Below are 1261 nucleotides of genomic sequence, written 5' to 3' on the forward strand. Positions count from 1 at the left end.
CTCGACTAGGCCGCGAACCGACTGCTAGTCTGCGCCCATGACACAGTTTCAGGGCGCCGACGCGCCGACTTTCGCGACATTTCCCACCTTTCTCGGGCTCGATCGCCGCGCGCGCGACGCGGCCCATGTGGTGGCCGGCATTCCGCTCGATGTCGGCGTGACCAACCGCGCGGGCACGCGGTCCGGCCCGGCGGCGATCCGCGTCGCCTCGCGCATGCTGGCGGGCAACCACCATCCGCACTACCGCGTCATGGTCGATGACATGGACCTTGCCGATGCCGGGGATTTCGCCATCGCCCTCGGCGATCTGCCGGGCAGCCTCGCGCTGATCGAGGCGCAGGCGGCGCAGATCGGCCATCTGGTGGCGCTGGGCGGCGAGCACGGCATCACCCTGCCGTTGCTGCGCGCGCTGGCGAAGGCGCGCGGCGGGCCGGTCGGGCTCGTGCATTTCGATGCCCATGCCGACACCTGGGCCGAGAATTTCGGCCAGGTCTACAGCCATGGCTCGGTGTTCTATCACGCGCTGAACGAGGGGCTGGTCGATCCGCGCCGGATGATCCAGATCGGCATTCGCTCGCCGCTGCTCAACGAGGCGCATGACTGGACGCTGGCGCAGGGGGTGACGATCCTCTCGGCGCAGGACGTGCATGAGCAGGGGGTGGACCGCGTCGCCGAACGGATCCGCGCGGTGGCGGGGACGGGGGCGACCTATCTCAGCTTCGACATCGACTGTCTCGATCCCGCCTTCGCGCCGGGCACCGGCACGCCGGAGATCGGCGGGCTGGCATCGTGGCAGGCGCAGGCGCTGCTGCGCCGGCTCGGCGGGATCGATTTCGTGGGCATGGATCTCGTCGAGGTCGCGCCGGCCTATGACGTGAGCGAGATCACCGCCCTGGCCGGGGCGACGATGGTGTGGGAGTATCTCGCCCTGCTCGCCTCGCAGGGGCGCTGAAACGAAAGGCCCGGCATCGGGGGATGCCGGGCCATTGACGCCGCGCGTTCAGGCGCGCCGGCCTACCAGTTGTTGTCGGGATCGAAATCGTTGCCGCCGCCGGCATCGCCGCTGTCCCAGCCGGGATTGCCGAGCAGGCCGTCATCGCGGTCGGGCGGCGGGGCGCCGGGGTCGCCGCCGGAGGGATCGATCATCGGCGTGCCCGCGTGGCTGCCGCCGGCCAGTCCGTCGATGATACGCTCGCCGGCGGCGAAGCCGGCGCCGGCGGCGAGGCCGGTCATCAGCGAGCTGCCGAGCCCGCCGCCGCCG

At 71.3% G+C, this 1261-nt stretch carries 1 protein-coding gene and 1 pseudogene; one reads left to right on the plus strand and one right to left on the minus strand.

The genetic code is table 11. From position 1 onward, the window contains the following. Positions 1–37 precede the first annotated feature (37 nt). Entirely contained in the window at positions 38–952 is a 915-nt protein-coding gene (gene speB / locus APM_RS12345) for an agmatinase (RefSeq protein WP_007423713.1), read from the plus strand. A gap of 62 nt (positions 953–1014) precedes the next feature. Here speB and APM_RS12350 read toward each other — a convergent pair. Continuing rightward, positions 1015–1261: pseudogene (locus APM_RS12350) on the minus strand (tetratricopeptide repeat-containing protein); the annotation flags it as partial.

It is taken from the genome of Acidiphilium sp. PM, from assembly GCF_000219295.1.
Lineage (GTDB): Bacteria > Pseudomonadota > Alphaproteobacteria > Acetobacterales > Acetobacteraceae > Acidiphilium > Acidiphilium multivorum.

Coding starts and splice junctions, on each gene's coding strand:
- speB (WP_007423713.1), top strand. CDS start 38: ATGACACAGTTTCAGGGCGCCGACGCGCCGACTTTCGCGACATTTCCC.